The following is a 25,859-nucleotide window of genomic DNA, read 5'->3' on the forward strand; positions in this document are numbered from 1 at the left end:
AGGGATTGCGGGTACGTAGCGGTCACTCTAGGCGCTCGTAGCGACCGGATAAACGAGCCAAAGCCGGCATCACTGTTTGTAGAATCAGAACAATCCCGCCATTACCCGGAGCCGCGCATGGACCGAATAGATGCGATGCAGGCCTTCGCCCGCGTGGTGGAGACCGGCAGCTTCACCAAGGCGGCCGAAACACTGCAGACGAACAAGACCCGCGTGACCCAATTGATCCAGCAATTGGAGACGCGCCTGCGCGTGAAACTGCTCCACCGCACCACGCGAAAGGTCAACGTAACCGCCGATGGAGCCGCGTACTACGAGCGAGTCGTACGCCTACTAGCCGACTTCGACGATGCCGAGACCAGCCTCTCTGCGGAATCCGCCGTGCCGCGTGGACGACTACGCGTGGACGTGCCGGCGCCGTTCGCCAGCCTGGTGCTGGTGCCGGCCCTACCCGACTTCCACGCGCGCTACCCTGACATCCAGCTCGACCTTGGCGCCAGCGACCGCAAGGTGGACCTGATCGATGAGAACGTGGACTGCGTCCTGCGTGGTGGCGAACTCACCGAGCTGTCGCTGCGCGCCCGCCATGTCGCAGACCTACCGTTGGGTGTCTACGCAGCGCCCGCCTACCTGGCCCGGGCCGGCACGCCAGCTTCCCCGCAGGCCTTGGACGACGGCCAGCATGTCGTTATCGGCTACCGCGGCTCGCGGGCCGGCACTCCGCTGGCCCACACGCTGCACCGGGGCGATGAGCGCCTGCAGGTGCGCGGCCGCCTGGTGCTTACGGTGGATGATGGCAACGCCTACCTCGCCGCCGGCGTGGCGGGGCTGGGGGTACTGTGGTTGCCGACGTACATGGCGAGCGCTCCCCTGGCCCGCGGAGAGTTGGTTCCGCTGTTCGAAGACTGGCAGCTCGATCCGATGCCCCTCTACTTGGCCTTTCCACCGAACCGGCACGTAAGCCTGAAGCTGCGCGTGTTCATCGATTGGATCGTCGAGCTGATGGCGCGTCGCGGCCCAGGAACGATGCGCATGCCATAGCCTGGCGCTATGCCCCTTCAGGCAGGTTGGCTATGCCTTTCCAATCCGAATGTCCACGACCGACCCCAGTTTGCCACTCCGGCGTGTCCGCCCGTGAGGCCGGTCGCCGTTGGCAGTAGTTGGCAGTGCTAGCGAGCTACTTGGGGAGAGTCGCCATGAGGTTTTTGCTTTGCTGCGCCTTGTCGGCGGGGCTATTTCTCTCCGCCTGCTCGGCCACCCAACCCGTGCGTCCAGATGAAGTCGGGTCAATTGAGCCCACGCGGAACGTAGTCGTCATAAGGGGGCTCGAAGGGGATGGTGATGTCCAACGGGCACCCCCTGCCGTCGTGCGCCGCTTGGAAGTTGAGGAGCGCAACAGCCGATACCTTGGTCGCCTGCAAGCGGTAGATCCTCCCGATCTCCACGTGCGGGTTGTCGATGTCGGTCAGGGTCTTTGCGTCGTCGGCCTTACGGCGGAGGGATACACGTTTCTCGTCGACGCGGGTCACTGGAACGGAACCGCCTGTGCCGACGGGGTGGACAAGCTCCTGCCGGACATGGGTCTGTCCATGGTGGTGCTTACCCACAGCGATGGAGACCACCTTGGTAACCTGCCACTCATCTTAGAATCGAGGGAAGTAGGCACACTACTGTGGACTGGCTACACGCCGCCGCACTGCACGCACGTCGGCGCCTCCGGATGCACCACCTTCTTCAATGCACGGGAGGCAATCGGCGAGGTCGCAGAGGATCAGTCATCCGTCCTCAACCTGAAAACAACGCCGCTCGCATCTGGCCAGGTGTTTGAGCTTGGCGAAGTGGAGATCACCTTCCTGGCGGGTTGGCACGAGTTCCCGGACGTGGGGCAAATGAGCCCTTCAGAGATCTCCAATGCTGTCTCCATCATGGTTCGGATCTCGCACGGCGGCAGATCGATCCTGGTGACAGGTGACGCTATTGGCCGGCCGTTGCGTGGGTCAGACGACGAAACGTGCACAGGCTCAGAGGGATGGGCCGTCGAGAACGTGGAAGAGGATCTGCTGAGCGCCGACGTCCTGATTGCTTCCCATCACGGAGGCAACAACGGTAGCGCGAAGTGCTTCATCACCGCGGTCGCGCCAGAGTTTGTCATCTTCTCTTCGGGAGGCGGGCACGGACACCCCCATCGGGAAACCGTTGCTCGCTTTCTTGCGGCGGGAATCCCGGAAGCGCATCTCCTTCGGACCGATCGGGGCAGCAACAGCGCGAGCGACGCCGAGGAGGGGGAATGGGCCGAGACGTCCGTGCCGGCATGTGGGGATGGGTCGAAGGACGATGACATTGACATCCTCTTCGGTAGCGATGGCGGCATCACAACTTCGTATGTGGGGCCCAACCGTTGCAAGTAGCGCCGAACCCAAGCCCAATACAGGGGAGTCAGAATGAAAATCGCGAAGATCGAGGAAGCCGTCGGGATTGCAATCAAACTCATGTATGCGGAACGCGTCGGAAAACCATTCTCGTTTTCGACCACGCCAAGCAAGCCGTTGCGTAAGGGTGGGATGGGTGTGTCGTGGTCTGTTTGGCATGGCTATCTCAATGGTCTGGTTCACGACCACCTTCCCAAGGAGCCGCCATTCTCTGGCTTGGTTGTGGACACGCCATTGGTAGATGAAACCTATCGAAAGGATCTTCGAAGCCTGCGGCACCAGCTCACGAAGCGAATTGCACTGAAAGACAAGTACGGGGTGTGACATGACTCGGATTACCCGACTCCAGACGTTCGTCATGGCAGTTGCTCTCTGTATCGTTCCGCTCCATGTGTATGCCGAAGCCAGTTTGCCCAGCCCTGAACTGACAGCCGTTTTCTCTGAAGCCAATCAAGCCTACTTCTGCGACAAAGAGGGGAGCACCAAGGTTGCGCCGCTCTTCGGCCAGGTCGGCCTGGCATACCAGCTCAACTTCGCAGCGCTACCTCGCCTTCCTGATGACCAAGGCCAAACTGCCCCAATGCCTGCGGATGTGTTGGCAATGAGATGGGTGCTGCACTGGGGCCGTGTCGAGGCGGGCGACGTGGATGGTCTCGGACTCACAACTGCCCAGCAATCGGCGATCCAAAGCATCCGATACGACTTGGCCGAGCATTTGGCTTGGCTCGCCGAGAATCCGAAGAAATCGAAGTACCGACTGGACCCAGCTACTCCACTGGCGTCCATCAACACGCCAGATGCTAGAGACGCCGCGCTACGCAGGCTGTTCGCTCCTGTCTTGGGAGGTAGTGAGGCACCCCTCCGGATCCTTTGCGTCTTTCGAGATGGCACCGCTGCGCCCCCCAAACCCCCTGCCGAGCCGTCTGACGGCCGGGTAATTGTGGCCCTGAGAGGAAAGATAGACGACCTAGCCGTGGTTCGGGCTCCCGCCGGAAGTGAGAGGGACGTTGAAGCATTCAAGAAGGCGTCCGGGGCCAATCTGTCGTTCACTGACGACGACGTCAAAGGATCATCGGTTCTCACCGCTGAAGCCGTGGTCGGTGTGGGGACGCAGTTGGGACCGAACGACGCCGCCTTTCTTTTCTTGCACTACCTCGCGAGCACATCCGAGACACAAGCACCAGGTGACGACGACGATAGTAAGGATATCCGGGCGCTTAGTCCTGGGCTGATGTATCGCAGGTCCTTCGGTGACGAGGACGGCCAAGGTGCCTATGGCACCTTCACCGCGGTCGCCTACCAGACTGACGATAGGGCGAAGGACTCGACGATCCTGCGAGCTCGGGTGGGATTGGTCGACCTTGCTTACCTTCCGAGCGGCGCCAAGGCGGTCTGCGGCGCAACCCGCACTGCCGGACCGCTTGACTTTGACTGTCGCGCCGGACTCTTTGCCGAGTATGGACGCGTCCAAGACGCAGGTAGCAACACTGACTTTCAGTCCCTAGTCGATGACAACTACGCCGGCATCGGTGGAGAGCTGACCCTTCGTTTCTCTCTTCCCGGGGTCAAGCCGCTCGCGCCATTGTCGTTCTCGATCGGCTATCGCTACATGCGCATTCTCTCTGGGGATTTGGAGAACCCCGGCCGGCTCTCGATGGATCTGACATACGCAATTCCAGACTCTAGTTTCTCCATCGGCTTGTCTCAGACCAGAGGGGAGAACTTCGAAACGTTCGAAGAGGAAGACCTGACAAAGGTCGTGTTCGCATTTAAGTACTAGCGCCTGCACGTAGCAACGAGAAGACAATGCCCAGGCAACCCCGGATAGCCGGAGCACGCGCAAGCACCGGTCCGGCTCCACGTTCCATCCGGTGCATGTGCGAAAGGCGCTGCACCGCCACTCTCGGGGGCGGTGGATTCTCCAGAACGTACTGAGGTAGCCTCGGGTACTAGCACTATTTGTTCGTCTTTTTGCTTAGCGAATCAGGGCACAGGGGAAATCATGGAACCGGCAACCTGGGGGGCGATCGGCGCCCTGATCGGTACGGTGGTGGGTGCGGCCGCGAGCGTGGTGACCGCGTACATCGCCACCCGCCATGCAGCGTCCCTGCAGGCTGCGGACGATCAGGCCAGTCGGCGGGACCAGGGCCGGGCGTTCCAGCGGGAGACGTTGCTTGCGCTACAAGAAGCGCTAAGTGACTTGCTTCGTTTGGAGACTCGCTGCCACCTAGAGGATCGCCACGCTTTCCGAAGCTCGGGTATTTGGGGCAAGAACTCCGTTGGCGAGACGCTCTCCGAGGAGAATCGACTGGCGCGTCGATGGGCCATGATCCTCAAGGAGCGGGTCGCAGACGATGCGTTGCGTGTGGCTCTGGATGGTTTCTGCGGGCAGCTGACACAGGTCTCCCTGGTCGACTCGGAGGCCGAGGCGGTAACGCTGTTCGAACTCAACATGCGCCAAGCGACCCCGATGATGGAGCACATCGGCCGGACGCTCCGCGCCCAGTACGACCATTGATGTCTTCCGCAGACTAGGCGGCATACCGAGGAGGCGGAGTACATGCAGCGCGAAGAGGCGGAGAAGCTTCTAACTCAGGCGGTCGACCAGGTCATCCGCTTTGACCGCCTATTGCTCGAGCTCGATGTGACCGAGCGGGCGCTCTCCTGTCGGATTGCCCACTACATGCACGATCCGGAGCTTGTCCCGCCGCCGCTCAGTATCGACTGCGAGTACAACCGCCACTTTGGTGACCCCAAACGACTCTACTTGCCGCCACGGGACGCCTTTGACCGAGAGGTCCGGGCCACTACCGTCTTCCCAGACATCATTGTTCACGAACGGAACTCGGATGCGCGCAACCTCCTGGCCATAGAAATGAAAAAGCCTGGCGGCAGCTTGGAATACGACCGGCAGAAGTTACTCGCCTTTCGACGGGAGCTAGGTTACCTGCACACGGCCCATCTGATCTTGGGACTCGACGCCAGCGGGGACTTGGTCAATCAGGTCATCTGGGTTGATGACGTGACTTAGCAGGTGATTGCGTCCGATGCGGATGGGTCGTCGCCGCTGCCCTCATGGGGCTGGATTCGAAATGGCGTCACCTAGACATCACCACCATTGCAATGAGGGGTTGAACAATGGCCTTTTCAACTGACAAGAGACTCTGGAGATACGGCTCTAAAGTTGCCAGCAGCCTCGGCCGTGGCGTTGCTTGGGAGCTCGACTTTCTTCGAGGCATGCATCAGGGCAATGCGCTGCGATATCTGGCCCGTGAACTCAGCTCAGCGACGGGGCGAGCCATTCACTTGACATCTATTTGGCTGGATAAGCACGCCTGGGTGTCTTGGTCCCAAGGCGGCAATCGGGTAGACAAGCGAGAGTTGGCGGACCTTGCGGTCATTGTCAGAAGGCGGCACCAACGCAAAGTGGTCAGCTGGATGTGGCTCATTCAGGGCAAACGAACAAGCAAGCTACTCGATACCTATACTGGATCGAGCACCCCCTTCGAGCTCGACCTCTTGCATCGTATGCCCATGTTTTCGCTCAATGGAGTTAAAGGGGCATTCCGGCTAAAAAACGACTTCCCCCCCAGTGGCTGCACGGCCATTAGCCCTCAGTGGCCGATTGCTGTTAGCACGCCGTGGACATTCATGGACTTCCGTGCGGATTCCGCAAAGCATTGGTCGGCCAATTCTCAAACGTATTCGCCTATCGCTCCTCGCTGGCCTGGATCAAACCCGCCGCTTGGAGCCTGGGCAAAAAAGTGGCAAACGATCAATTCTTCGCCCCAAATCAGCCTCAGCTCTTACACCGAATGTCTCAGCGCGATCATCAAATGCGCGCCTCACCCGTGGACAAGTCCAATGCTTCCCGGCACCTCGTGGCCTCATTTCGTTCCAGGCGCACCTATTGATCCGGATACATTTCCAGAGTGGTCTGCCCTTTATGACGAACTGATCGCCGGGGCTCAAGGTAAAGCTATTGGCCATGCAGCCACGAACTCGAACCCTCTCGGTTCTCTGTTGCAGTTGAGTCAGGTTCTGCAGAATTGGTACTTACATAAGGCGCTCCTTACCGCCATGCCGTCGCCAAGCTCCCGATATACCTTTGGGCAGCATGGCTGGGATTGGGCAGCAGCCACTGCTGGCTTCGGTCAGCGTCCAGGTTCTTCTATTGAAGACCTAATTGAATTCCACCACCGCGTTGCCGAACAGTGGATCCCGCGAGCACCCAGCGAGCCCAAACGGCCAAGAGAGCCTGCTTTCGAGAACGATGAGCCAGGCGGCATGCTGACGCTCTTCGTGGACGTGCTCGGCGAAGCTGACATCCATCTGGGCTAGCTGCGGGCGCCGGTCGCTTGTGAACGACGGGCCGGCGGCATCTGATCACCCACGCGGGTGCTAAATGACCGGAGTCTTGCCCGCTGGGCCGCTCGGCTAGACTATTGGTGGGCGGCCCCGACCTTCACCCGAAGCTGCGGCGGCTCTGGTCGCCATCAAAGATCCAGCGAGGACTTTTCATGAAGCCTCAAACCCATCAGCCCCTGCAGACAAGGCCCGACCTTTCCAGACCCGGCCTCACCGCGTTCTTCAATATCTGCGGGAAATGGGGCCTCACTTCTGAAGAGGCCCGCGTTCTTCTGGGCCGCCCGGCACGTTCAACCTACTACCGATGGAAGCGGACTCGCACCGGAGCGCTCACCAATGATGTCCTTGAGCGCACCAGTTATGTTCTCGGCATCTACCGAGCCCTGCACATTCTCTTTGCGACCCCGACGCAGGCGGACGGATGGATCAAGCGCGCGAATGCGGCCCCGTTGTTCGCAGGAAGCAGTGCTCTGGATCGAATGATTGGGGGCCAGGTTGCCGACCTCTACGTCGTCCGCCAGTACCTGGACACCCAGCGCGGCTGGGGATAGGCCTTGGCGCGGCTAGACTTCACTCTTTCGCGATGAGGCTACGGATGATTTACGGCGCCGGCCACATCAACGCTCAGTCCAGCCCGGACACGCCCTCTCCCAAGAGCACCCTGTTCGCGGGAAGCATTCGTTCCCAGGTGGAAAGTGAGAGGGCCCGGCACAGCCCATCAAAGCTGATGGCCTGGCCGCCGGCTCGGAGCCACCGCGCGCAGCTTTGAACTTCCTGTGATGTCAGTCGGTGGGGCTGGGCCGTGGGCAGGGTATCAAGCACTTGCTGGATCCAGAATGGGATGTGCCGCCGATCCCCCATCAGTACTGACCGGCTGGAACAAGACGACCGCACGTCTTTCAGGAAGCGATCCGGCCAATCGGTCATCCACGTTGCTAGTGCGAGCAGAATCGGCCGCCGCAGTTCGATCCCCATACGCTCGAACTCTGTGTGCGTCCCAGAGAAACGTAACGTCCCGGCCCGGTCGATGATTGCGGTGTTCGCCAGGTGCTTCAAGCGCGATGACGTGAGCGTGTGCGCGAGGAACCGGTACCCGTTGAACAGCGTCAGCGAACTGACCCAGCGGCAGTTCATCCGTGCTCCGCCTCTGCCGGCCGCTGCCACGAGTCGCGCCTGCTGTCGTCGCAGTAGGCATTTTGACCCGACACTGGCATCTGGCTTGTTCAGGGTCTCGCCGCACGTCGCGCAGCCCCACCGTTGCCCGCGATCCGGGTGCATCCGGTGAAACATGAAGGGAGACGCGCACATTGGGCACCGGTCCAGAAGAGGGCGCTCATGCTCCAGGCACTCGGTCACGAACGCGTAGCGCCACTGCTTTCGAGCGTATGCGATGGGCTCCGCCAAGCATTGCGGACAGTATTGAAGTCCATGGTGCCGGCGTACCCGGTGGTAAACACCCAGGGGAAGCACCCATCGACAGACTGTCCCGGTCCGGCTTTCGCCGGTGACCTTGCCCTGGATCGTCGTCAACAGGAGTTCCGACAACCGGTACTCGGAAATGCCCGTCCATTTCGAGAGCACGGGTAGCAATGCAACGGGCATGGTCAGATCGAGGTCGCGGTTCAGCAACGGGACTGCCCCGAACATCATTGAGCACAGCGTGTGGTCCGAGCGGCCATTGGATCGGGCCAGCCGATGGAGCCAGGACGACATGAGTTCGTCGGGTTGAGGTGGCGGAACGCTGGGCCAGCGATTGCCGCGGACTCTCACGGCGTCGCGGCGCGGGCCAAGCGTTTTCGGTCTGACGGGGGCGTCCAGGCCAGGCCTCGGAGCAGGGTCTCGTCAATCCGCGGGGCGTCTGAGGCGATCGCCACACTGAGCGCCAGCTCGAGCAAGTCGTAGACTTCGCCCACGAGGCCCTCGGACAAAGTGTGGATCAGGGCCGCCATGGCTTTCTTCCCCAGCCCCGAACGCTCAGGCAGCGGCATGTGCTCCTCGAAAGAGAGCAGCAGTCGCTGAAAGTCAGCATCCAGCTTCCACGTGGGCAATGTGAGCGGCCGAAGTCGATTGATCATTTCGTCCGACGATGCCAAACCCCCGGTGCCGCGGGGTGTGCTGAAGGCCACTACGGGCACGGGAACCTGGTTGGCGATGTACCGCAATGCATCCATCACGGCTCTGCGCTGCTCGAGCCGGGCGCCAAGAATCTTCTGAAGCTCATCCAGCATCAACAACTGCAGGCCGGCGTTACGCATCGCGACGATGGCGGCCTCGCGCTTGTCGGGCACGGGATCGGTGAGCCGGTAGGGAATCCCCAATATCGAGAGAATGCGCTCGATGATCGCTGCCTCGGTCGGCGTAGGAACGACCTCCAGTAGCATCACTGGCATTTGCATCTTGTTATCGGCTTCGGAGAAGACCGGCGGGTGGAGGCCGGCAAATCGCATAGCAATCGAGGTTTTGCCGTTGTTCGATTCCGAGGTGACCAGATACCCCGGCATGCGCGCCCGTCGCGGCTTGTTCACCAGCGCTTCCAATAGCGCCAGGATGGCATCGGACGCCGGGTACTTGATCCAGAACTCGGTCTGAAACCAAGCCAAGCGCTCGGCGGCCTGCCGGCCCAGCATCGCGCGTGTTTCGGCGCTCAGATGGTCCTCAGCCACCGCGCACCACCTCGAAGGAAGAAATCTCCTCGTCGTCCTCCAGCAGGCCGTTCGTGTTGGCGGGCCTGCTGGGCGGCGCTTGCTGGCTGGCGGGGGTGGCAGCGCCTACTTGAGCGGCTTCAGCGGCTTTTTTCTTTTCGTAGGTTCGCTTCTTCTGATCACGCTTACGGGCCTCCTTGGTCTCATCGCTCGCATTATTCTTTATCCGCTGGAGCTCCTCGTAGGTATCAAACACGAGGTCCTCATCAACCTCTTCCTTGCCTTGGGCTCGCAGGTGCGCTCTGACCTCTCGCAGCTCCCACAGGTTGAGCGAAGGGTGCTCCATGCGCCGGTACGGAATTTTTAGATAGACGTCGCGGTCGGGGTCCAGAAACCAGATCGAACTCAGATCCCGGGGGTCCCGCCGAACAGTGAATCGCCGCTTCCTGCCTGTCTCCGGATCCCGGGCATGAATCCAATGATCGATGCTCGGGTCGTAGTAGGTGATGGTGTCCCAGGTGACGCCATAGGCTTGGACGGTCACTTCCTTGAATGGGAGAAAGTCCAGCCGCAGTCGCATCGGATCCTTGATCGGCGCTTGCAGGCCCGTACCTAGGGTGTGAGCATCGCCAAGAATTCCGGACTCGTACATCCGGATCGGCGGGCGGCCGATACCGTCATGCTTGCTTTGGTGATACACGCCGCACAGATACTTGGTGACATAGGTTTCTGAGTCGGAGAAGGTGAACTCGGCTTCTTCGTGCGATTTGTAGTCGCCTCGCTGGGTAGGGTTTGAGAAGGTCGTCCCGTTGATGGTGTGGATTTCCTGATTGAGCGTGCCAAGGAGCCGCTCGATGTGTCCACCCCAGTGCGGCGTCTTGACTGGCCGCCACTCCAGGTCAAACTTCTGCGCCATCGCCGCCCGAGTGACCATGTCGCATCGGAATGTCTTGTCGTTGTCAGCGTGAACCTTGATCGGCTTGCCCCAGTTGGGCCATTTGACGTCGATGCCATGCGCCGCCAGCCAGCCTTCCTTGGGCAGGATGGCGTGGACCAGGGCCATGCCAACGGAGGTCGCGTTGGGCTTGTCTAGCGAGAGGTAGAAGCCCACGACGCAGCGACTGTAGACGTCGATGACCAGGGTCAGCCACGCCCGGCCGATGTTGCGACGATAGACATCATCGACGATGCACAGATCCAGGGGCGTGTGATCGATCTGCCAGACAGAGTTCGGGTGGGTAGCTTCCTTGTAAGAGCCCGGCACGGGCCGGTGCCGCTTGCGGCCGCGCTCTCCGTCGCGGGCTTCATCCTTTGTCTTGTCAGAGAGCCAGGACACGCGAAGCCTGACGGTATTGGCATGCGGTACTTTCAGATTCGCGCGGCGGCACTTGGGCCCCAGAATCGTCATGACCTTCGAGATCCGCATTTTCTTGTCGGTCAGGTAGTGTTCTTCGATGGCCGCCCAGATGACATCGTCAAGGATGTCGTTTAGCCGCGATCTGCCACGCCCACCGCTGGGGTGTAGCGGCGCCAGCGCTGCAATGCCTTTCTGCTGCTCCCGCTTGAGCCAGCGATAGATGGTGCTGACATGCACGCCGAAGAACGTGGCCACCTCGGCGGCCAGTTTCTTTGATGGCCGCTTTGCCTCCACCAGCGTCTTGAGCTTCTCGCTTCGCGCTACCGCGATATCCCAGTCTTCTTTTGACAGGGTTTCCGTGCCGCTCGAAGACGCTGTTTCCTCGTCAGGGGTTGAGGTCGATTGGGGAGTGGCAATAGCATCTAGGATGTCGGCAATGATCAGCCGCACCTTCTGGCCGTCGCTTTCTCGACGCGCGATGAGATGGGTCAGGTCGAGATAACTGTCGACCAGGTAGGTTTCGCCACGAAGGACGAAGACTCCGCCGATAGCCAGCGGATTCTCTGGCACCGTCGAGCTACTAGTCGACGGCACGGATCGGAGACTGTGGCGTCAGTGGCTGATCCAGGTTGGCCACGATCTCACCCCTGCAGATCAGGTAGTACACAACCGGCAGTACCGCTGCCTTGTCCCACTGGCTGCCTGGCAGCGAGGCCATGTACTGGTGAATGGTCGTTTCGCCCAAGGCGCGGACCGACTCCATCACCTGGTGCTCCAGGATCCAGTCGGTATCCCGACGCGAGTAAGGGAGAAGGAACTTGGCATTGGCCAGCCGCGGGGTCCGAATCTCAACCTCGGTGAGAATCCGGAACCGCCAGCCCCGCTGGCGGGCGTAGCGGCGGCAGGCTTTGAACTTGGGCTTGAGGGTGACCCATTTCCGGAAGATTTCCTCCCGATACTTGATCTCGCACAGCTCCGCCCGCTGGGTCGGCTCGCCGTTCACGGTCTCAATCCGTTCAACCAGGACGTCCGGGTAGTACTTCTGGTTTCCCAACCGGCCAGCAGCGGGCCCGGTCACTTCGGCGGGCTGGGGATGCCAGACCGAGACCTGCTGGTCGAACTCGAGGAGGACGAAGTAGTCCCGCTCCAAGGCGGATTCGAAGGGGCCGGGACCCTCTACCTTCGCGCCGGACGTCATCATTCCGGTCAGCGACCGGCGGCCTAAACCTATCTTTCTGGCGGCTGGGAGCAAGTTTGGGAAGCCTTTCGCATCTTCTGCTGGAAAACTATAAGAAGTCGCAGCCAGTAAGGTTTGAAGTCGCTTCAACTGATGTGCGGTCTCTGGCGTCATTTCGGGCCTCCTTGGCCCGATGGTCGCGAAGACTTCTGGAAATGTCACGCTGAGAGCATCCGTCGCTATCGCGCACGCATCTCCGGCCCCTTGCTGGACCGCATTGACCTGCACCTGCAGGTGCCACGTTTGGCACCGAGTGAATTGCGTGGCGACACAAGTGCAGGCGAAAGCAGCGCCGTAGTGCGCGAGCGGGTGATGCAGGCACGGACACGCCAGTTGCAACGAGCGGGCAAGGCCAACGCACATCTTGGGCAAGCGGAGACGCTGCGCGACTGCGCGCTGTCCACTGCTGAAGGTGATCTGCTTGAGCAGGCGATGGAGCGCTTGCAGCTGTCGGCGCGTTCGATGCACCGGATCCTGCGGGTGGCGCGGACGATTGCAGATCTTGCCGGGGAGCCTGCGATCCAACGGGCGCATCTGACCGAGGCGATTGGGTATCGGCAGTTGGATCGGGGTGGTGTTGGAGGTGAGGGGTAGCGTTGTGGAGGGCTTTGGTGTCGCGTAGAGCCACTACAAAGGCAAAGACCTCACCCCTCCCCTGCGCTTCGCGCAAGGGAGGGGGCAGAGCTTGGCCCCCTCCCTTTGGCGCAGCCAAGGGGAGGGCTGGGGAGGGGGAAGCTCTTGAAGCACCACATTCAAGACAAATCCCGAAAATCCGTTCACCATCGCCGGCAGTCCCCGCGGAGACCGGCCATGGAACGTATCGAACGCCCCTACTTCCCGATCATCTATGTGCGCGGCTATGCAATGACCCGCGACGAGATCGTCGAGACCACCTCCACGCCCTTCATGGGCTTCGAGGCCGGCTCCACCAAGATGCGCCAGGCGCAGGACGGCAGCATCGTCAAGTTCGTCTTCGAGTCGCCGCTGGTGCGCTTGATGAAGGACTACAACTACCGCGACGTCTACGAGTTCGGCGCCGAGCGCCGTGACCGCATCTCACCGCGCTGCATCGTCATCCATCGCTACTACGATCCAGCCGACCCGGCCTTCGGCGATGGCAAGACGCCGTCGATCCCGGATGCCGCTGCCGCATTGGGCAAGCGCATCGAGCAACTGCGCGACAGCATCTGCGGCAACAACGCGGCCATGCGCAAGGCTTTCCGTGTCTATCTGGTGGCCCACTCGATGGGCGGACTGATCTGCCGCTGCCTCCTCCAGAACCCCGACGTGGCCAACGCCGAGGTCCGAGCGATGGTCGACAAGGCCTTCACCTATGCCACGCCGCACAACGGCATCGAGGTCGGCGGCATCAACCTGCCGAACCTGCTGTCGATCAACGACATCAACAATTTCAACCGCAGCAACATGGGCAAGTACCTGAAGGTGTCCAAGGACAAGGTCAATACACTGGGCAACTCCGGCTTCCCGCCCGAGCGCCTGTTCTGCCTGATCGGTACCAACAGCCGCGACTACGCCGCTGCGCATGGCTTGTCTTCGTTTGCGGTCGGCGCACTGAGCGATGGCCTGGTACGCATTGCCAATGCCTATGTCGAAGGCTCACCGCGGGCCTTCGTCAACCGCAGCCACAGCGGCTACTTCGGTATCGTCAACTCCGAGGAGGGTTACCAGAACCTGGTGCGCTTCCTGTTCGGCGATACCTGCGCCACGGCCCAGCTCGACATCAGCGCCCTGCCCTTTCCGCCCGAGATCGAAGCCGCGCGCAAGCGCGGCAAGAAGATCGAATCCTCCTACTACATCGAGGCCACCGTCGCCCCGCGCGGTGCCTACACCTACGAACTCACCTCGCGCACCCAGGCCAACCAATGTGCCATCCGCCGCGAGTACGGCGATATCTTCGATGCGCAGGGCAACCTGCTCAAGGACAAACGCTCGACCGTGCTGTTCTCGGTGTTCCTCGACAGCAGCAAGATCCTGGCCGGCAGCGAGATCGCGTTTTCCATCGATCTTGCGGTCAGCAATGCCGGCTATCAGGTTGATGGCGCGCTGTTCCTGAAGAACCACATCCCCGGCGAGTACCTGTTCCGCAACACGCTGGTGGTCTTCGCCAAGCCCGACGATGCGGGCGGCTGGCGCCTGCGTTACGTGTGGAGCGATGATCAATGGGCCGGCGGTCCGAAGAACGAGGCCGAGCTGGACACGGCCCGCACCAAGGCCATCGGCATCAACCAGCAGGCACCCAACATCTTCGGTATTCCGCTGCAGTCGGCCAAAGGCTTCCAGGCAGAGCTGAAACTGTCGCTCTCTGACTGGCGCTAGGAAGAACGAGGGCCACGGCAATTGCGGAGCAGACGCCGCCATGCTGCTGTTCTGTGGCGATGGCGCTTCTGGCCCGAAGCCGCAGTTGCCACGACGTCGGCGCCAGGCGGAGCGCCACCCCGGCAAGGGACCCTCAATCGCGCCCCGCCCACTTTCGCCATCAGCGCGATGCACAGATCTTGGATCACCAGGACCCGCCGCACGACGCAATGATCAAGCCATGCGTCACTGCCGGTCGCGGCCGGCAGTGACAGTTCCGCACTTTCAGCCAGGCATCACGCCAGTGCCGCAACCTGGTCCATCTCCTCGCGGAGGCTGTCGATGAAGACGCTGTCGTTCAGATAGGCCACATTCAAGCGTGTCCATGGCGACACCTGCTCGGCGTCGACGTTGAAGAACGCACCGGGCGCCAGCACAACACCTCGTGCCAGCAGGCGGGCGGTCAGCTGGCGCGTATCGTCGATACCATCGAAACGCGCCCACAGATACAAGCTCTGCTCGGGTGTGGCATAGACCGTGGCGTTGAGCCGCTGCAGCACGTCCAGACCTTCGGCAGTGGCGGCGCGGACGCGGTCCTGCAGGCGCCCGACATGGCGCAGGAAGTTCCCCTCGCGCAGGATCGCTTCAAGCACGCGTTCGCCATACTCGCTGCTGCCGATATGCAGCAGCATCTTCAGGTCGGCCAGCTCCTCGATGTGGGCGTTCTCCCCGGCGATGAATCCGCTGCGCAGCGCGGCCGATACCGATTTTGAGAAACTACCCACATACAGCGTGTTGCGGAACTGCGCCAACGACGACAGGCGAAATGCCGAATTCGGCTTGAAGTCGGCCATGGCGTCGTTTTCGACGATCAGCACGTTGTGCGCCGCCGCCAGCTCAAGCAAACGCTTGCCGACCTCCGGCGACACATCGGTGCCGGTCGGATTGTGCGCGGTGCTCTGCATGAAGAAGATGCGTGCCTTGCTGGTCTGCAGCGCCGTCTCGAACTCGACCAGGTCCGGGCCATCCACGCGCCGGGTGATGGCGACGGATTTTGCACCATGCAACTGCAGCTTGCCGAACAACGGGTAATAGCCCGGCTGTTCCACCAGCACGGTGTCACCGGGTGCAACATGACGCCGGATGATCAGGTCAAGCGCGTGATTGGCACCGAACGTGGTCACCAGCTGGCGTGGGCCAAGCTCCATGCCGTGCATGGCCAGGCGTCGTATCAGCTGCTGGCGCAGCGGCAGATAGCCGTAGCGGTTGCCGTAGCGGAAGAGGCTGCCGATGCCGCTGCGGGCAACCTGCCGGTGGAAGCGATCAAGGCGCATATAGGTCAACCAATCGACCGGCGGAAAACCCTCCGCCAGATGCGAGCGCCCCGGCTCGCGGATGGCCTGCTGGCGCATCATCCACAGCGTATCGATCACCCGGCTGTAGCCGATCGGTTCCTCGTCAATGTCGCGTTCGGCGGGCACCTCGATGCCGCGTACAAAGAAGCCCTTGCCGTGCTGCGCTTCGACCAGCGCCCTCTCGCCGAGCAGATCAAACGCCGAGATGACCGTGTTCTTCGAGTAGCCGTTCAATCGTGCGTACTCGCGCAACGAAGGCAGCTTGTCGCCGGGCTTCAGCACACCGGCCAAAATCTGGCGACCGATGTCCATGGCAACTTTTTCCGCTAGTGAAATCTTCCGTGGTTCAGAGCGCATAAAAATCCATGCAAAATTCTTCAGGCACTGACTGTATCGGCGCACCGCGGCACTCTGTAAAGAGCATAAACAGACATTTTGAGATGCGCTCGCGATCGCGCGTCACCGGCATTGCTGTTTCCTGTAACTGTACCCACCGGCTGCGCTGCATTGCTTACGCGCCGCCTGCAGATCTGCGCGACCCTCGATGGCGATCACTCGTGCAAGGGGATACGCGTGAACGCAGTTTCTGCACATTCGCCACCCGCAGTGCAAGAAGACGGGACTGCAATGCAGGCAGCCAAAACGCGCGCACATGCCGCCTGTAATTTCGCCGACAGTGCACTACCGGACGGCTCGTTTGGCATCGGCGCGGACCGCGTCGGCTGCCGTGAGCCACCCAACGACCCGTCATCCGGCTTCATCGAAGGCTTGCTGCTCAATGGCATCGCGCAGCGCGTCCACATGCCAGGCATCAGCAGGACGTTGGCCTCCCTCATCAGTCGTTTGGCCCACCTCAGCGGCAACGATGGATTCATCGCTTTCGGCGCAGGCCCGCTGTTACGCGTATGCATTCAGTTCGCGGGTATCGACGACATCCGCAGCGCAGGTTCGCGGGTACTACGCCTGGGCAATCAGCTGGTCGGTCTGGCCAACACCATGAACCCGCTGCTGGTTGCCCACGGGGGCGGCTGCAAGAGCATCGACGCACATCCGGGCTACGCCCTTCGCCACGGTGCCTGCCTCGAGGTCGCGCTGGTTGTGGATATTGCCGGGTGCTCCAATTGCCGCGGCATCAGCGGCATGGTTGCTGGGGTGGCGCAGCATATCGAGCCGCTGATCCAGGGCCGCAAGGTCGGAACATCCATCACTCGCATCGCTGATCAGCAGCTGCTGTGCGCACAGATCACCCTGCAGACGCAGCGCTTCGCCCCCTTCCTTGAGGTCGATGCACTGGCCGGGCGCATTGTGGATCTGCACACCTTCATCTGTGCCCGTCAGTATCGGACCGACCTGTACAACGCCCGCATCGTTGAAACAGTGAACGCGGTGCTCGCCGGCACGGCGGCAACTCACACCGGGCCGCAGAACAGCTGGACGGCGCATGCCTGCGGCAATACCGCGCTGGCCGTCTGGTACTGCGACCACCGTGGCCGTCTCTGCGGCAGGATTGCCGTGCCGGTGGTCGCCGTTCAATGGGACCTGTGCCAGGACAGGCAGCATCCGGCACCTGCTGCCGATGCCTGCCCAGGCCTGCAGCCGATCAATCACGCCGCCGCCATCGGTCTGGCATGCAGTCTGGCCAGCCTGCATGCCCATGCGACTGACGCCATCGCTGCCGCGGAGCCCGCCAGGCACGCGCGTGATCTCGCACTATTGGTGGGCGCGCGAGGGGCTGAAGTCGATGTGCTCGTGCGGTCCATGCCAACTGCGGCAGACATCCGCAGCGACCGTGCGGTAGCGCTGCTCGATGCACTGCGGAGCCGCTGATGCAGACACAGGCGCCGACAACGGCAGATCGGGTGCGCATCATCGAGACAGGCGCGCACCGCGGCTTGGCCAACCAGGCCAGGGTGCTGCCGACCACGGTGCGGATCAATCTGATCGAATTGTTGGAATCAGCCGGGATCAGGGAAGTCGAAATCGGTTCGTTCGCCCCCTCACGCCAGGTACCGCAGATGGCCGACACCGCGACGCTCTGTGCGTTGTTGGGCACGCCGCCCATCGACCGGATCCGCTCGCTGTGGGTGCCAGACATGAAAGGGCTGGAGAGGGCCATCGCCAGTGGCTGCCGCGATGTCACCGTCGCGTCGGCGGCATCGGATGCGTATTGCCGCGCCAACTTCAATTGCAACATCGCCGAGAGCCTGCGCCGCGCCGACAAGATCGCCGGACATGCACTGGCAGCAGGCATCCAGGTCAGGGCTGCGCTGTCCACGGCCATCGACTGTCCGTTCGATGGGAAGGTGGCGCTGTCGGATGTCACCCGCATCGTTGCGCGCTTCCATGAAATGGGCTGCCGCGAAATCAGCCTGGGGGACACAACCGGATCGGGGACCCCTGCGTCAGTGGGCACGTTGCTCCGCGCGTGTGCCACCGAGGTGCCCGTGCATCACCTCGCCGCCCATTTCCATGACACCTTCGGGCTGGCCATCGCCAACGTGGTTGAAGCACTGGAGCACGGCGTGCGCGCGTTCGACAGCGCCATTTCCGGGCTCGGTGGCGACGCCCATGCGCCGGATGCTGCCGGCAGCCTCGCCACCGAAGACCTGGTCTATCTGTGCACCGAGCTGGGTATCGGCTGCGGGGTAGATCTGGATGCGCTGCTGCTGGCGGCCGATTACATAGATTGCATACTGCAGCGCAAAACCGAATCGCGGGTGGGTCGCGCCCTGCGCGCCAGGCACCGCCAGGCCAAGGGCAGGACCGGGGCGACGGGCTGATGATGGCCACGGCCCGCAGCCCTGCGCGCGGCGCAAGCGCACCAGGCACGCCTTGCCGCGGTTTCCAGTCCGTAGTCTCCGCGCCGGTCGGCCCTATCGTCGAAAAGCAGAAGCCCCGCGATGCGGGGCTTCTGGCGACCTGCGCAGATGGCAGGCTGGAATCTGGCGCGCCCGGAGGGATTCGAACCCCCGACCAATGGCTTCGGAAGCCACTACTCTATCCGGCTGAGCTACGGGCGCATTGTGACCCGGCCGGCTGAGCCGGGCGGAGGCGCATTCTAACGGCAAAAGCGTCCGCAGGTCTGCCCCCATCCAACAGATCGGCACAGGCGGGCGGGAAAAACCGCCCAGCTGTTAACCTTTACGCATGAGCCGTCTCCCAAATACACCGTCCACCGCAGCCAACACCTCGCGGTTCGGGCACTACTGGAAATTGATGCGCGCCGACCGCCCGATCGGCACCTTGCTGCTGCTGTGGCCCACCTGGTGGGCGCTGTGGCTTGCTGCCGACGGCCTGCCACCGCTGTGGACACTGTTCGTGTTCAGCGCTGGGGTGTGGCTGACCCGCTCGGCCGGCTGCGTGATCAATGACTACGCCGACCGCTGGCTGGACCCGCACGTCAAGCGCACCAAGGACCGGCCGCTGGCCACCGGTGCCATCTCCGGCCGCGCAGCGCTGACGTTGTTCGCCGGCTTGATGCTGGTCGCATTTGCGCTGGTCCTGACCCTGAATGCCCTGACCATCGGGCTGAGCTTCATCGGCGTATTCCTCGCCGCCAGCTATCCCTACCTCAAGCGCTATACGCATCTGCCGCAGGTCTACCTGGGCATGGCCTTCGGCTGGGGCATCCCGATGGCCTTCGCCGCCATCCAGGGCGAGGTCCCGCCGCTGGGCTGGGTGCTGTACGCCGCCAACATCCTCTGGTCCACCGCCTACGACACCTGGTACGCCATGGTCGACCGCGACGATGACCTGAAGGTGGGTTCGCATTCCACCGCCATCCTGTTCGGCGATCTGGACCTGGTCATCCAGGGCATCCTGTACGCGCTGTTCTTTGCCGCGATGGCGCTGGTCGGACAGCGTGCGGGGCTGGGCTGGGCGTATTGGGCCGGAATCGGCGTGGCGATGGCCTTGGTGGTGTACGAGTTCTGGCTGTGCCGCGACCGTGAGCGCGAGCCCTGCTTCAAGGCCTTCCTGCACAACAACTGGGTCGGCGCGGTGTTGTTTGCCGGCATCGTCGCCAGCCAGTATCTGGATTGAAACGAAACGGCCCGCAATGCGGGCCGTTTTGTTTTAGGTAGAGCCGAGCCATGCTCGGCTGAAGCATTGCCGGTGAAGCCTCTGCCGAGCATGGCTCGGCACTACACCCCCGCCCTTTCGCGCAGCTAAGGGGAGGGCTGGGGAGGGGTAAGCACTACATCGCGCCGATGGACTTGCCCAGCGAACGCAGGCGGAACGCTGCAATTATCTGCAGCACCCCGTAGATCAAGGCCAGCACGCCGATCCACAGCGAAGTCACCGCCAATCCGGCCAAGGGGTTCAGCGCGAACATCACGCCCAAGGCCACTGCCAGCAGACCGCTGACAATCAGCATCCACTCACCAGTGATCTGCTTGCGCACGCGGATGGCGAACACAATGCGGTAAATGCCGCCAACCACCAGCCAGGCGGCCAGGAACAGCAGCAGCACGCTCGCCGTAGCCAGCGGGTTGATCACCGCCAACACGCCAAAGCCTATCGATGCCAGCGCATAGAACAGCGCCCAGCCACGCGAAACCGGCGCCGAGCCACTGAAAGCCGAAATCAGCACGACCACGCCTTCAACAATGGCCATGATGCCCAACCACCACGCCAGCACCGTTGCGGTGCGCACCGGTGCCATCACCGCCAATACGCCGAATATCACTGCAAACAGACCGAACAACAGCAGCACCCACCAATTGCGCGTCAGCGTGCCAAACAACGATCCAGCAGGAAATCCCGGGGAAGCTCCCATGTCCGTCTCCTCATGTTGAACAGGTGTAAAGGCCTCTCGACCCCAGTCTAGGCCCATCGCTGTAGTAATGGCATGTAGAGATGACATCGGCGATTTCAAGCGGACCGCACTGCTGGCCTGGCCTTGCTGATCACCTCGGCAGCGATCAGGGCACGCGCGCGCAGACCCAGGCATCCACCCGCTGCACGCCGGCGCGGCGCAGGGTGAGCGCAGCGGCTTGCAAGGTCGCTCCGGTGGTCATCACATCATCCAGCAGCACCACATGCGCTGGCGGTTGCCCCACCGCGATGAAAGCGCCGCGCAGATTGCGCTTGCGCTCCGATGCATCCAGTTCCGATTGTGGCGGTGTGGGACGCTGCCTGTGCAGGCCCCGGCATAGTGGCAGCTGCAGCGCGCGCGCCAGCGGCCTGGCCAGCTCCCAGGCCTGGTCATAGCCCCGCTGACGCAGCCGCGACAGATGCAGCGGCACCGGCACGATCGCCTGCGGGCGCTCGGCACTGCCCAGTACATCCACCATCAACGCTGACAGCAAACGGCCGGCGCTGAGATCATGGTGAAACTTGAAGCGCAGCAGCAGGCCATCAAGCGGCGCGTTGTATGTGAACGCCGCCCGCACCGCCTGCAGGGGCGAGCGCGCGTGTTGGCAGGCGCCACACAGGCCCTCCGCATCGGCCCCGGGCAAGGGCAAGGCACAGCGCCTGCAGGCGGCCTGTTGCCACGGCATCCCAAGGCTGCAAGCCAGGCACAGGTCCCGCCCCGGCAGGCCATCCTCGCCGCACACCAGGCAGCGTGGCGGGAACAGCAGCGCCGACAAGCGCCCTCCAATCCTGTAAACCAGATGATTCATTTGATGGTTGACAGCGATGTATATGCTGACCAGACTGCGCCGCTTCCATCGCCCCATCTGTCAGGTAACACCGATGTCCACCGTCATCCGCCACGACTGGAAGCGCGAAGAGCTGCTGTCCCTGCTCGAACTGCCCTTCCCCGAGCTGCTGCACCGCGCCGCCAGCGTGCACCGCCAGCACTTCGACCCGGCGCAGGTACAGGTTTCCACCCTGCTCTCGGTCAAGACCGGCGGCTGCCCGGAAGACTGTGCCTACTGCCCGCAAGCCCAGCGCTACGACACCGGCGTGGACGCGCAGAAGCTGATGGACACCGACAGCGTGGTGGCCCGTGCCCGCGCCGCCAAGCAGGCCGGTGCCTCGCGCTTCTGCATGGGTGCTGCCTGGCGCTCGCCCAAGGACCGTGACATCCCCAAGGTGGCGGCGATGATCCGCGAGGTGAAGTCGCTGGGCCTGGAGACCTGCGCCACCCTGGGCATGCTCGAAGGCCATCAGGCGCAGGCATTGAAGGACGCCGGGCTGGACTACTACAACCACAATCTGGACACCGCGCCGGATTACTACGACTCCATCATCCACACCCGCCAGTACCAGGACCGCCTGGACACGCTGGAACACGTGCGCAACGCCGGCATGAAGACCTGCTGCGGCGGCATCGTCGGCATGGGCGAGACCCGCGAGCACCGCGCCGGCCTGCTGCAGGCGCTGGCCAACCTGCCGGCGCACCCGGACTCGGTGCCGATCAACCGCCTGGTGCAGGTCGCCGGCACCCCGCTGCACGGCAGTGCCGAGCTGGACCCGTTCGAGTTCGTGCGCATGATCGCGGTCGCCCGCATCGTCATGCCGCGCTCGATGGTGCGGCTGTCGGCCGGCCGCGAGAGCATGAGCGACGAGCTGCAGGCGCTGTGCTTCCTGGCAGGTGCCAACTCCATCTTCTATGGCGAAAAGCTGCTGACCACCGGCAACCCGGACACCGAGCGCGACCAGGCCCTGTTCGCCCGCCTCGGCATCCGCCCGCTGCAGGTAAACGTGGACGCCGACGACCACGACCACCCCGGCACGGTCCACCTGGATATCGCCCCGGCCTGCGCGCACAGCGCCTGACCCGGTTGGCGCCCCGTCGCCGGGGCGCCGCTTGGGCATTCTTACAGGCAACCGGGTACGCTAGCTGCCCGCTTGACCATGAACCTTGCCATGGCCCGTCCTGACATCCACGACCGCATCATCGCCCAGCGCAAGCTGCGGCTTGCCCAGGGCCGCATCCGCAGCCGGCGCAGCATCAGCCGCCGTGACGGGGTGCGATTGGAACTGGACGGCCGCTGGTTAACCGGCTTCTGCAGCAATGACTACCTCGGCCTGTCGCAACAGTTCGAGGTGATCGCCGCGTTGCAGGACGCTGCTGGCCGCGAAGGCGCTGGCAGCACCGCCTCGCACCTGGTCTGTGGCCACCACAGCCTGCACGAACAGTTGGAACGCGAGATGGCCGATTGGCTCGGCTACCCACGCGCCCTGCTGTTCGACAGCGGCTTCATGGCCAACCTCGCCGTGCAGCAGGCGCTGCTCAGTGAAGAAACCGATATCTGCGTGCAGGACCGGCTCAACCACGCCAGCCTGCTCGACGCCAGCCGCCTGGCCGGCTGCCGCCTGCGTCGCTATCCGCACCTGGACAGCGAAGGCGCCATGCGCCAGCTCAAGAACGCCGGCGACGGCGCTGCCATGCTGGTCACCGATGGTGTTTTCAGCATGGATGGCGACATCGCCCCGCTGCGCTCGCTGTCGCTGGTGGCGCGCATGCAGGAAGCGCTGTTCTATGTGGACGACGCGCATGGCATCGGGGTGATCGGCGAACACGGCCGCGGCTGCGTGGCCGATGCCGGCCTGGGCGTGAACGAGGTTCCGCTGCAACTGCTGACGCTGAGCAAGGCCCTGGGCGGGCACGGCGCCGTGGTGGTGGGCGAGGACGCACTGATCCAGCATCTGGCCGAAACCGCGCGTCCTTACATCTACACCACCGCCCTGCCGCCGGCACAGGCTGCCGCCTCGCTGGCCGCGGTGAAGCTCGCGCGCCGCGACCATTGGCGCCGCGACAAGCTGACCGAATTGATCGCCAGCTTCCGTGACGGTGCGCGGCATCACGGCCTGGAACTGATGGCCTCGGAGACCCCGATCCAACCGCTGCTGTGCGGTGACGAAGCCACGGTGATGGCCTTGTCGGCAACGCTGGAGCAGTCCGGCTTCCTGGTCAGCGCGATCCGCCCGCCGACCGTGCCCGAAGGCAAGGCGCGCCTGCGCGTGACCTTGTCGGCGCTGCATACCGTGGACCAGGTCAAGGCGCTGGTGGAAGCGATCGCCAAGGCCCGCGACGTGGTGCTGTACCAGAAATCCCTGAACACTGTTGCCTGAGAACCGGTTGTAACGCCATGCATATCGAAGTCACCGGCAGCGGACCGGCATTGGTCCTGATCCACGGCTGGGCACTGCATGGCGGCATCTTCGCGCCGCTGCTGGAACGGCTGGCGCCGCACTTCGAGCTGCATGTGGTCGACCTGCCTGGCCACGGCCACAGCCGCGACGACGCCACCCCGCTTCGCCTGCCCTACCTGGTCAACGCCATCGCCAGCGCCACGCCGGCGGCGGTGTGGTGCGGCTGGTCGTTGGGCGGGCTGGTGGCCCTGCACGGCGCCGCTACATTGCCGCAGGTGCGCGGGCTGGCGATGCTGGCAGCCACGCCGCGGTTCGTCCGCGATGCCGATTGGCCCGATGCGGTCGAGCCGGCGGTGTTCGAGCAGTTCGGGCGCGATCTGGAACAGGACTACCGCGGCACCCTCGAACGCTTCCTCGCGCTGGACGTGATGGGCTCGCAGCACGCCCGCAGCGAACTGCGCACCCTGCGCGATGCGCTGGTCGAACGTGGCGAGCCGGCCCCGCGTGCGCTGCACGAAGGCCTGGCGCTGCTGGAGCGCAGCGACCTGCGCGGCAGCCTTCCCAGCCTGCACAAACCGGGCTTGTGGATAGGCGGCCAGCGCGACCGGCTGGTGCCCTCCAAGGCCATGCACCAGGCTGCCGCATTGGCGCCGGCGGGCCTGCACGCCGCCCACACCATCGACGGCGGCGGCCATGCCCCCTTCCTTGGCCACGCCGACCACGTTGCCGGGCTGCTGCAACAGTTCGTTGCGGGCTGCGCGTGAGTGGTTACGCAGCCATTCGCGCGCACTGGCCGATGATGTCGTTGGCCGCTTGAGCGCAACCGTGCCTCTCCCCTGAATTACCAATCCGAATCACCGTCATGTCTTCTCTGTTCGACCCCAAACACGTCCGCCGCGCCTTCTCGCGTGCCGCCAGCAGCTACCGCGCCGCCGCGGTGCTGCAGCAGGAAGTAGCCAAGCGACTGCTGGAATCGCTGGACTACCTGGAAGACCGGCAACCGCAGGTGGTACTGGACGTGGGCAGCGGCCCGGCCCACGCCACCGCGGCGATGAAGAAGCGCTGGCCGAAGGCGCAGGTGATCGCGTTGGACCTGGCCCTGCCGATGCTGGCCGAGGCCAGGAAGCAGGCCAGCTGGTGGCGCCCGTTCTCGCGCGTCTGCGCCGACGCCCGCGCCCTGCCGCTGGCCGACAACAGCGTGGACGTGATCTACAGCAACCTGTGCCTGCAGTGGGTGGAAGACCTGCCAGCGGTATTTGCCGGCTTCCGCCGTGTGCTCAAGCCGAACGGCCTGCTGGTCTGTTCCACCTTCGCCCACGACACGCTGGTGGAGCTGCGCCAGGCCTTCGCCCAGGCCGATGACACCTCGCACGTGAGCCACTTCGTGCAGATCGCCCAGTTCGGCGATGCCTTGATGATGGCCGGCTTCCGCGATCCGGTACTGGACCGCGACATGTTCACCCTGACCTACGACGACCTGCCCGCACTGATGCGCGAGCTCAAGGCAATCGGCGCCACCAATGCCATGCACAACCGGCGCCACACCCTGACCGGGCGCAGCCGTTTTGCCGCTGCGCGCGAGGCGTATGAGCCGATGCGCCGTGCTGACGGCAAGCTGCCGAGCAGTTGGGAAGTTGTCTACGCCCATGCCTGGGCACCTGCACCGGGCGCCCCGATCCGGGAGCAGGGCCATGATGTGGCGAGCGTACCGTTGTCGGCGATTCCGATCCGGCGGAAGACGAAGGAGTAAGGATTCGGGATTCGGGATTCGGGATTCGGTGCAGTCTGTTCCGGCTTTCGGCTTTTTTGGGGTGTTGGCTTTTAGCTTTAGCTTTTAGCTTTAGCTTTTAGCTTTTAGCTTTTAGCTTTAGCTTTTAGCTTTTAGCTTTTGGCTTTTGGCTTTTGGCTTTTGGCTTTGGCTTTGGCTTTAGCTTCAGCTTCTGGCTTTTGCTCTTGCTTTTGGCTTTGGCTTTGGCCTTGGCTTTTGGCAGTTGCCTTTGATTTTCTCCTCTCCCCTTGCGGGAGAGGATGCCGAAGGCAGGAGAGGGGAAGCGGCGAAGCCGCCAAGCTCATGCCCTCGCAGATTGCATGCTGATCGATCCGCAAGCG

At 63.0% G+C, this 25,859-nt stretch carries 24 protein-coding genes, 1 tRNA gene and 2 pseudogenes; 17 read left to right on the forward strand and 10 right to left on the reverse strand.

Translation table 11 applies throughout. The annotated features are described in order from the left end of the window. Positions 1-117 precede the first annotated feature (117 nt). Positions 118-1,041 (forward strand): LysR family transcriptional regulator, encoded by a 924-nt coding sequence (locus AC1VXC_RS02215; protein ID WP_005411431.1) that lies wholly within the window; start codon positions 118-120, stop codon positions 1,039-1,041. A gap of 245 nt (positions 1,042-1,286) precedes the next feature. On the opposite strand, the gene AC1VXC_RS02220 is transcribed toward AC1VXC_RS02215, so the two are convergent. Then, positions 1,287-1,529 (reverse strand): hypothetical protein, encoded by a 243-nt coding sequence (locus AC1VXC_RS02220; RefSeq protein WP_032966091.1) that lies wholly within the window; start codon positions 1,527-1,529, stop codon positions 1,287-1,289. Here AC1VXC_RS02220 and AC1VXC_RS02225 point away from each other — a divergent pair. The 7 genes from AC1VXC_RS02225 to AC1VXC_RS02255 all read left to right on the forward strand — a co-directional run bounded on the left by AC1VXC_RS02225 (position 1,446) and on the right by AC1VXC_RS02255 (position 7,348). Further along, entirely contained in the window at positions 1,446-2,408 is a 963-nt protein-coding gene (locus AC1VXC_RS02225; RefSeq protein WP_232282078.1) for a ComEC/Rec2 family competence protein, read from the forward strand. The genes AC1VXC_RS02220 and AC1VXC_RS02225 overlap by 84 nt on opposite strands. 33 nt (positions 2,409-2,441) lie before the next feature. Then, positions 2,442-2,753 (forward strand): hypothetical protein, encoded by a 312-nt coding sequence (locus AC1VXC_RS02230; RefSeq protein ID WP_005411433.1) that lies wholly within the window; start codon positions 2,442-2,444, stop codon positions 2,751-2,753. A gap of 1 nt (position 2,754) precedes the next feature. Beyond that, a complete protein-coding gene (locus AC1VXC_RS02235; RefSeq protein ID WP_032966093.1) occupies positions 2,755-4,209 on the forward strand; it encodes a hypothetical protein in 1,455 nt (484 codons plus the stop codon). A gap of 222 nt (positions 4,210-4,431) precedes the next feature. Next, a complete protein-coding gene (locus AC1VXC_RS02240; RefSeq protein WP_005411435.1) occupies positions 4,432-4,947 on the forward strand; it encodes a hypothetical protein in 516 nt (171 codons plus the stop codon). A gap of 42 nt (positions 4,948-4,989) precedes the next feature. Next, positions 4,990-5,460: a hypothetical protein gene (locus tag AC1VXC_RS02245; protein WP_005411436.1), complete on the forward strand. Its 471-nt coding sequence runs from the start codon at positions 4,990-4,992 to the stop codon at positions 5,458-5,460. Positions 5,461-5,567: 107 nt separating this feature from the next. Beyond that, a complete protein-coding gene (locus AC1VXC_RS02250) occupies positions 5,568-6,770 on the forward strand; it encodes a hypothetical protein (protein ID WP_005411437.1) in 1,203 nt (400 codons plus the stop codon). 179 nt (positions 6,771-6,949) lie between these two features. Then, entirely contained in the window at positions 6,950-7,348 is a 399-nt protein-coding gene (locus AC1VXC_RS02255; protein WP_005411438.1) for an antitoxin Xre-like helix-turn-helix domain-containing protein, read from the forward strand. Positions 7,349-7,421: 73 nt separating this feature from the next. Here AC1VXC_RS02255 and AC1VXC_RS02260 read toward each other — a convergent pair whose 3' ends face one another. The 5 genes and pseudogenes from AC1VXC_RS02260 to AC1VXC_RS02280 form a co-directional block, all read right to left on the reverse strand. Beyond that, a complete protein-coding gene (locus AC1VXC_RS02260; RefSeq protein WP_232282075.1) occupies positions 7,422-7,931 on the reverse strand; it encodes a hypothetical protein in 510 nt (169 codons plus the stop codon). Between the two features lie 201 nt (positions 7,932-8,132). Beyond that, positions 8,133-8,567: pseudogene (locus AC1VXC_RS02265) on the reverse strand (TniQ family protein); the annotation flags it as partial. After that, positions 8,564-9,460, reverse strand: coding sequence for a TniB family NTP-binding protein (locus tag AC1VXC_RS02270; protein ID WP_005411440.1), 897 nt, complete (start codon positions 9,458-9,460; stop codon positions 8,564-8,566). The pseudogene AC1VXC_RS02265 and the gene AC1VXC_RS02270, both read right to left, overlap by 4 nt. After that, the gene (locus AC1VXC_RS02275) at positions 9,453-11,366 is read right to left on the reverse strand and encodes a transposase (RefSeq protein WP_481514809.1); all 1,914 of its coding nucleotides are present in this window, start codon (positions 11,364-11,366) and stop codon (positions 9,453-9,455) included. Before AC1VXC_RS02275 ends, AC1VXC_RS02270 begins: the two co-directional genes overlap by 8 nt. Before the next feature lie 10 nt (positions 11,367-11,376). Next, on the reverse strand, positions 11,377-12,147 hold the full coding sequence (locus AC1VXC_RS02280; protein ID WP_481514810.1) for a TnsA endonuclease N-terminal domain-containing protein: 771 nt from the start codon (positions 12,145-12,147) through the stop codon (positions 11,377-11,379). A gap of 48 nt (positions 12,148-12,195) precedes the next feature. Between AC1VXC_RS02280 and AC1VXC_RS02285 the strand changes: the two are divergent. Further along, positions 12,196-12,627, forward strand: a pseudogene (locus AC1VXC_RS02285) (magnesium chelatase subunit ChlI family protein); the annotation flags it as partial. Positions 12,628-12,843: 216 nt separating this feature from the next. Continuing rightward, the gene (locus tag AC1VXC_RS02290; protein ID WP_481538001.1) at positions 12,844-14,370 is read left to right on the forward strand and encodes an esterase/lipase family protein; all 1,527 of its coding nucleotides are present in this window, start codon (positions 12,844-12,846) and stop codon (positions 14,368-14,370) included. Between the two features lie 275 nt (positions 14,371-14,645). On the opposite strand, the gene AC1VXC_RS02295 is transcribed toward AC1VXC_RS02290, so the two are convergent. Further along, positions 14,646-16,061, reverse strand: coding sequence for an aminotransferase-like domain-containing protein (locus AC1VXC_RS02295; RefSeq protein WP_313173161.1), 1,416 nt, complete (start codon positions 16,059-16,061; stop codon positions 14,646-14,648). Positions 16,062-16,331: 270 nt separating this feature from the next. Here AC1VXC_RS02295 and AC1VXC_RS02300 point away from each other — a divergent pair, with 270 nt between their 5' ends. Continuing rightward, on the forward strand, positions 16,332-17,531 hold the full coding sequence (locus AC1VXC_RS02300; protein WP_481538000.1) for a hypothetical protein: 1,200 nt from the start codon (positions 16,332-16,334) through the stop codon (positions 17,529-17,531). Continuing rightward, entirely contained in the window at positions 17,531-18,484 is a 954-nt protein-coding gene (locus AC1VXC_RS02305; RefSeq protein ID WP_482994992.1) for a hydroxymethylglutaryl-CoA lyase, read from the forward strand. The genes AC1VXC_RS02300 and AC1VXC_RS02305 overlap by 1 nt, the downstream gene beginning before the upstream one ends. Before the next feature lie 163 nt (positions 18,485-18,647). Here the strand turns inward: AC1VXC_RS02305 and AC1VXC_RS02310 are convergent. Further along, a tRNA-Arg gene (locus AC1VXC_RS02310) sits at positions 18,648-18,724 on the reverse strand. Positions 18,725-18,851: 127 nt separating this feature from the next. Here AC1VXC_RS02310 and ubiA point away from each other — a divergent pair. Next, positions 18,852-19,745, forward strand: a complete 894-nt coding sequence (gene ubiA / locus AC1VXC_RS02315; protein WP_313173164.1) for a 4-hydroxybenzoate octaprenyltransferase — start codon at positions 18,852-18,854, stop codon at positions 19,743-19,745. A gap of 154 nt (positions 19,746-19,899) precedes the next feature. On the opposite strand, the gene AC1VXC_RS02320 is transcribed toward ubiA, so the two are convergent. Both AC1VXC_RS02320 and AC1VXC_RS02325 read right to left on the reverse strand, forming a co-directional pair. Beyond that, complete coding sequence (locus AC1VXC_RS02320; protein WP_313173165.1) at positions 19,900-20,481, reverse strand: HdeD family acid-resistance protein; 582 nt, start codon at positions 20,479-20,481, stop codon at positions 19,900-19,902. Between the two features lie 145 nt (positions 20,482-20,626). After that, positions 20,627-21,328 (reverse strand): ComF family protein, encoded by a 702-nt coding sequence (locus tag AC1VXC_RS02325; RefSeq protein WP_481537998.1) that lies wholly within the window; start codon positions 21,326-21,328, stop codon positions 20,627-20,629. A 73-nt stretch (positions 21,329-21,401) separates the two neighbouring features. Here AC1VXC_RS02325 and bioB point away from each other — a divergent pair, with 73 nt between their 5' ends. The 4 genes from bioB (at position 21,402) to bioC (ending at position 25,500) form a co-directional block, all read left to right on the forward strand. Further along, positions 21,402-22,430: a biotin synthase BioB gene (gene bioB / locus AC1VXC_RS02330; RefSeq protein WP_313493226.1), complete on the forward strand. Its 1,029-nt coding sequence runs from the start codon at positions 21,402-21,404 to the stop codon at positions 22,428-22,430. Positions 22,431-22,520: 90 nt separating this feature from the next. Further along, a complete protein-coding gene (bioF, locus tag AC1VXC_RS02335) occupies positions 22,521-23,729 on the forward strand; it encodes an 8-amino-7-oxononanoate synthase (protein ID WP_313173168.1) in 1,209 nt (402 codons plus the stop codon). 17 nt (positions 23,730-23,746) lie between these two features. Next, on the forward strand, positions 23,747-24,514 hold the full coding sequence (gene bioH, locus AC1VXC_RS02340) for a pimeloyl-ACP methyl ester esterase BioH (RefSeq protein WP_481537997.1): 768 nt from the start codon (positions 23,747-23,749) through the stop codon (positions 24,512-24,514). A gap of 98 nt (positions 24,515-24,612) precedes the next feature. Further along, positions 24,613-25,500 (forward strand): malonyl-ACP O-methyltransferase BioC, encoded by an 888-nt coding sequence (bioC, locus tag AC1VXC_RS02345; RefSeq protein ID WP_313493222.1) that lies wholly within the window; start codon positions 24,613-24,615, stop codon positions 25,498-25,500. The last annotated feature ends 359 nt before the right edge of the window (positions 25,501-25,859 follow it).

The sequence above is a fragment of the Stenotrophomonas sp. STEN033 genome (assembly GCF_056856655.1).

Coding starts and splice junctions, on each gene's coding strand:
- AC1VXC_RS02325 (WP_481537998.1), bottom strand. CDS start 21,328: ATGAATCATCTGGTTTACAGGATTGGAGGGCGCTTGTCGGCGCTGCTG.
- AC1VXC_RS02235 (WP_032966093.1), top strand. CDS start 2,755: ATGACTCGGATTACCCGACTCCAGACGTTCGTCATGGCAGTTGCTCTC.
- bioC (WP_313493222.1), top strand. CDS start 24,613: ATGTCTTCTCTGTTCGACCCCAAACACGTCCGCCGCGCCTTCTCGCGT.
- AC1VXC_RS02290 (WP_481538001.1), top strand. CDS start 12,844: ATGGAACGTATCGAACGCCCCTACTTCCCGATCATCTATGTGCGCGGC.
- AC1VXC_RS02245 (WP_005411436.1), top strand. CDS start 4,990: ATGCAGCGCGAAGAGGCGGAGAAGCTTCTAACTCAGGCGGTCGACCAG.
- bioH (WP_481537997.1), top strand. CDS start 23,747: ATGCATATCGAAGTCACCGGCAGCGGACCGGCATTGGTCCTGATCCAC.
- AC1VXC_RS02305 (WP_482994992.1), top strand. CDS start 17,531: ATGCAGACACAGGCGCCGACAACGGCAGATCGGGTGCGCATCATCGAG.
- AC1VXC_RS02215 (WP_005411431.1), top strand. CDS start 118: ATGGACCGAATAGATGCGATGCAGGCCTTCGCCCGCGTGGTGGAGACC.
- AC1VXC_RS02250 (WP_005411437.1), top strand. CDS start 5,568: ATGGCCTTTTCAACTGACAAGAGACTCTGGAGATACGGCTCTAAAGTT.
- AC1VXC_RS02295 (WP_313173161.1), bottom strand. CDS start 16,061: ATGCGCTCTGAACCACGGAAGATTTCACTAGCGGAAAAAGTTGCCATG.
- AC1VXC_RS02260 (WP_232282075.1), bottom strand. CDS start 7,931: ATGAACTGCCGCTGGGTCAGTTCGCTGACGCTGTTCAACGGGTACCGG.
- AC1VXC_RS02255 (WP_005411438.1), top strand. CDS start 6,950: ATGAAGCCTCAAACCCATCAGCCCCTGCAGACAAGGCCCGACCTTTCC.
- bioB (WP_313493226.1), top strand. CDS start 21,402: ATGTCCACCGTCATCCGCCACGACTGGAAGCGCGAAGAGCTGCTGTCC.
- ubiA (WP_313173164.1), top strand. CDS start 18,852: ATGAGCCGTCTCCCAAATACACCGTCCACCGCAGCCAACACCTCGCGG.
- AC1VXC_RS02230 (WP_005411433.1), top strand. CDS start 2,442: ATGAAAATCGCGAAGATCGAGGAAGCCGTCGGGATTGCAATCAAACTC.
- AC1VXC_RS02240 (WP_005411435.1), top strand. CDS start 4,432: ATGGAACCGGCAACCTGGGGGGCGATCGGCGCCCTGATCGGTACGGTG.
- AC1VXC_RS02280 (WP_481514810.1), bottom strand. CDS start 12,147: ATGACGCCAGAGACCGCACATCAGTTGAAGCGACTTCAAACCTTACTG.
- bioF (WP_313173168.1), top strand. CDS start 22,521: ATGGCCCGTCCTGACATCCACGACCGCATCATCGCCCAGCGCAAGCTG.
- AC1VXC_RS02300 (WP_481538000.1), top strand. CDS start 16,332: ATGCAGGCAGCCAAAACGCGCGCACATGCCGCCTGTAATTTCGCCGAC.
- AC1VXC_RS02320 (WP_313173165.1), bottom strand. CDS start 20,481: ATGGGAGCTTCCCCGGGATTTCCTGCTGGATCGTTGTTTGGCACGCTG.